Source organism: Aeromonas sp. PrichA-15 (assembly GCF_017939245.1).
GTDB lineage: Bacteria > Pseudomonadota > Gammaproteobacteria > Enterobacterales > Aeromonadaceae > Aeromonas > Aeromonas caviae.
On sequence record NZ_JAGKRH010000208.1, the window covers coordinates 1 to 4426 of the forward strand.

At 56.6% G+C, this 4426-nt stretch carries 2 protein-coding genes and 2 pseudogenes; 2 read left to right on the forward strand and 2 right to left on the reverse strand.

All coding sequences use genetic code 11. The features are described 5' to 3' along the window. Positions 1-429, reverse strand: a pseudogene (locus J9889_RS19495) (IS5-like element IS5B family transposase); the annotation flags it as partial. Between the two features lie 65 nt (positions 430-494). On the opposite strand from J9889_RS19495, the pseudogene J9889_RS19500 reads away from it, so the two are divergent. Then, positions 495-2483, forward strand: a pseudogene (locus tag J9889_RS19500) (DUF3427 domain-containing protein); the annotation flags it as partial. Positions 2484-2531: 48 nt separating this feature from the next. On the opposite strand, the gene J9889_RS19505 reads toward J9889_RS19500, so the two are convergent. Further along, complete coding sequence (locus J9889_RS19505; protein ID WP_128345136.1) at positions 2532-3119, reverse strand: histidine phosphatase family protein; 588 nt, start codon at positions 3117-3119, stop codon at positions 2532-2534. Between the two features lie 449 nt (positions 3120-3568). Between J9889_RS19505 and J9889_RS19510 the strand changes: the two genes are divergently transcribed. Next, entirely contained in the window at positions 3569-4339 is a 771-nt protein-coding gene (locus tag J9889_RS19510) for an MHYT domain-containing protein (protein ID WP_246878141.1), read from the forward strand. The last annotated feature ends 87 nt before the right edge of the window (positions 4340-4426 follow it).

Here is a 4426-nt window from a genome sequence, read left to right on the forward strand (position 1 = left end):
ATCGACCAAGGTGCCTTGAGTCATCATGACGCCTGCTTCGGCCAGCCAGCGATTGATGGTCTTGAACAATTGGCGGGCCAGTTGATGCTGCTCCAGCAGGTGGCGGAAATTCATGATGGTGGTGCGGTCCGGCAAGGCGCTATCCAAGGATAACCGGGCAAACAGACGCATGGAGGCGATTTCGTACAGAGCATCTTCCATCGCGCCATCGCTCAGGTTGTACCAATGCTGCATGCAGTGAATGCGTAGCATGGTTTCCAGCGGATAAGGTCGCCGGCCATTACCAGCCTTGGGATAAAACGGCTCGATGACTTCCACCATGTTTTGCCATGGCAGAATCTGCTCCATGCGGGACAAGAAAATCTCTTTTCTGGTCTGACGGCGCTTACTGCTGAATTCACTGTCGGCGAAGGTGAGCTGATGACTCATGATGAACCCTTTTTCATGGCTCCAGATGACAAACATGATCTCATATCAGGGACTTGTTCGCACCTTCCTTAGCCTCGTACCGCGGAGTGCTCAAGCAATCAAATTTTGGCGAACTCTTGGTCGGCGGCGCCGTGCCAACCCACTACCGTCAGCTGTTTGCCTCGGTGCAATCCTTGAATAACCAGCTGGCTAATTTACGTCTTAGTCAAGACTATTTCGATTACATCGTCATTGATGAGGTTCACCATATTGCGGCGGCCAGTTATCGCGGTCTGCTCGCCACCTTTGAACCTCAGATTCTGTTGGGATTAACCGCAACGCCAGAGCGCCATGATGGCGGTGATATTCTTGCCGACTTTTGTGGTGTCATCGCAGCAGAGATCCGCTTGCCCGAGGCCATCAATCGTCGCCATCTCTGTCCGTTCCAATATTTTGGTATCGATGATGATACTGACTTGCGCCAAGTGACTTGGAAAAATGGCCGTTATGACATTACTGAGCTCACCAATATCTATACCCACAATCAGCAGCGGGTACAGAAGATAGTCCAGAGCCTCAATGAGATCGTCACCGATATTACCAAGATCAAAGCACTGGCATTTTGTGTGAGCCGTGAACATGCCGACTTTATGTGCAAGGCATTTTTATTGAAGGGCATCAAGGCTGACATCCTCACTAGCGATAACCGAGACGAGCGACATAGTAAGCAACAAGATTTGCGTACCGGCGTTATCAATATTCTCTGCGTGGTGGACATCTTCAACGAAGGGGTTGATATCCCGGAAGTCGATACCTTGCTGTTTTTACGACCAACGGAAAGCCTCACCATCTTCTTGCAGCAATTGGGACGTGGCCTGCGGCTGGCGAGCGATAAAGAGTGCTGCACCGTATTGGACTTTGTTGGGAATGCCCGTGCGGAGTATGACTTTGCCCAGAAATTCCGGGCTCTGGTGGGTAAAACCAATAAGGCGATCAGCCACGAGATCAAACAGGGCTTCCCTCACGCCCCCTTGGGCTGCCGCATCGAGCTCTCAAAACAGACCCAAGAGTTAATTCTGAGCAATATCAAAAAGGCGACTCTCAATACCTCGCGCCTCATGGGCCTGATCCGCCGTTTCTCACAGGATTGCGATTTACCGCTGACACTGGCGAATTTTCTGAAGTTCTACCCTCATATCAGCCTTGAGGAGATCTACAAGCGCGGCAATTGGAGCGCCTTGGTCAAACAGGCCCACAACCATACCATTTCTGAAATGAGTGATGAGAAGCTGTCGACCCTCTACACCCGGGCCATCAAAACCCGGCTATTGGGCTGCGATGCGCTCCATTACTTGAACTTCTTACAAACCTTGGTGGAAAGCGCCTTTACCTTAACGGCTGAGCACGATGAGCGGATGGCCTTGATGTGCCATTACGACTTCTGGCAACAAAGCGGCCCCAACGCAGGCTTTAGCTCCTTGGCGCACAGCCTGAAACAACTCAATCAACCAGAGTTAAGGGCCGAGCTGGCAGATCTGTTGCCCATGCTGATCAACCGGGTGCAGCACGAACAAAGCGCCATGCCAGATCTTCCCGGCAATCCACTACAACTGCATGCTCGCTATGCCAGAGAGCAAGTGCTGGTTGGCTTTGGGGCAACCACCTTCGCGCAGCAACCCACGGCTCGCGAAGGGGTCTATGTCATCGCAGAGCACAATATCGAGTTGCTGTTCGTGACCTTGAACAAAACGGAGCAGCACTTCTCCCCCACCACCCGTTATCACGACTACGCCATTAATGAGTCACTGTTCCATTGGCAGAGCCAAAACAGCGCTCGCCCAGAGCGAGGCAAGGGGCTGAGTTACATAAACCACAGGGCAGAGGGTAAGCGCGTGTTTCTGTTCGTTCGTGAGCAGAGCAAAGATGAATTTGGCCGCACCCTTGGCTTTGTGAACTTTGGTGAGGTGGAGTACATCTCCCACAGCGGTAGCCAACCGATGAACATTAAATGGCGTCTCACTGCTCCGATGCCGCCTTTTATGTGGAAAGAAGCGGCCAAATTGGCAGTTGGCTGAGCGACCCATCACAACAAGGCCCACCCACGGCGGGCCGCCTTCGTGTGGTCAGCAGGCAATCCGCTCTATGCGACCACCACTGAGTTTGAAGAAGGCATCCTGTGGCAGCTCCTGCAGCCAGGTGGTGGTGTAGTCCAGATCCACATAGGCGCCGCGCAGCATGGCGCCAAAGAGACCGTGAGAAACCACGATGGCCTGCTCGGCAATCTGCTCGTCCTCAAGCCATTGCCGGGCCCGGCGCTGAATGCTCTCAAAACTCTCGCCATGGGGGGCCCGCAGATACCAGTCCGGCTCCTCCAGATCCAGCTCGGGGTGGGCCGCCAGCAGCTCGGGCACCCGGCGACTCTCCCACTCCCCCATCCCTAGCTCCACCAGCCGCTCGTCCCAGATGATGCGCTCCTGGTCCAAGCCAAGCTGCTGACACACCCGCTCCGCCGTCTGCCGTGCCCGGCCGAGGGGGCTGGCGTAGATCGTCCAGTCGGTGGGCTCGGTCAGGAGCTTGGCCAGACGGGCCCCCATGGCGAGGGCCTGGGCTTCTCCCCTGGGGGTCAGCTCGGAGTTGCAACGCCCCTGCAACCGCAATTCGGCGTTATAACGGGTCTGGCCGTGGCGCAGCAAATAGAGGGTTCGAGACATGGTTTCTCCAGCAGAGTCAACGAGATAAGAAAAACAGGGGGAAGATGATAACAGATGTACCGGGTCAACCAAGACCCGGAGGATGCAGGCTTGTGCTGACTCCTTGAGCGCATGGTCTGCGGCGATCGTGAAAGGACAACAGGGGCTGCGCACCTTTATCGCACAGGCGCCTTGTGCGCATACCACACGCCTTCGCCACGGGCCCGCCAGCGCCGTGGCAAGCGCCCCATGCTCCCCTATCTTGTTGTTCAGACGGGATAAAATGGGGATGTGCCGGTTTATCGGTCACAGGATGGCGGCCAATGCCAGAAAAGACAGAGTTTTTGCTCTGATCCGGGGGCCATTTTGGTACGAATCTCTGGCTCAAGACAGGGACGCCTAGTGTACAATCTGCCACCCGATTTCCCCTGACCCGGCCCAGGCTCAGGCCCTGATGTACCCCAGAGTAAATGAACGTGACCCCAACCCACCCCATGCTCGACAGTTATTACAGCCAGGATCTGGTGTTCTTCTCCATCCTGGTGGCGGTGCTCGCCTCCTACACGGCGCTGACCATGACCAGTCGGGTGAGCCAGAGTCGGGGACGGGCCGCCGTGCTCTGGCTCGCGGGGGGAGCCTTCGCCATGGGGCTCGGCATCTGGTCCATGCATTTTATCGGCATGCTCGCCTTCAACCTGCCCATCGCGCTGGGATACGATCTGACCCTCACCGGTCTCTCCCTGGTGGCGGCCATCGGCTCCTCGGCCTTTGCGCTCTGGCTGGTGAGTCGTCCCCAGCTCCCCTGGCACCAGATCCTGTTCGGGGCCGTGCTGATGGGGGCCGGCATCGCCACCATGCACTACATCGGCATGGCGGCCATGAAGATAACGCCCGGCATCCACTACCTGCCTGGGCTCTTCATCCTCTCCATCCTCATCGCGGTATTCGCCTCGGGTGCCGCGCTCTGGATAGCGTTTCGCCTGCGCAACAGCTCGCCCCGCGCCTTCTTCAGCAAGGCCCTCGCCTCCCTGGTGATGGGGGCGGCCATCATCGGCATGCACTACACCGGCATGGCGGCGGCCCAGTTCCCCGCAGAGAGCCTGTGCGGGGCCCTCTACACCGGTCTCAATACCCAGTGGTTGGCAACCGTGGTCATCATAGTGACCCTGGCGGTGTTCGCCATGCGTATTCCGGCGAAGTTGAACAGCCATTCCGGCCAACGTGAACACCCTGATCCTTAACGCGCTCACGTCACCCCGTTTCTAACTCGAGTGTTCAGATTGGGTCAACTCACTTCTCCTCTTTCTCATCGATTCTCCCTTCAGTGA

Excerpts from the sequence above, each read along its gene's own strand:
- J9889_RS19505 (WP_128345136.1), bottom strand. The coding sequence starts at position 3,119 with ATGTCTCGAACCCTCTATTTGCTGCGCCACGGCCAGACCCGTTATAAC.
- J9889_RS19510 (WP_246878141.1), top strand. The coding sequence starts at position 3,569 with ATGAACGTGACCCCAACCCACCCCATGCTCGACAGTTATTACAGCCAG.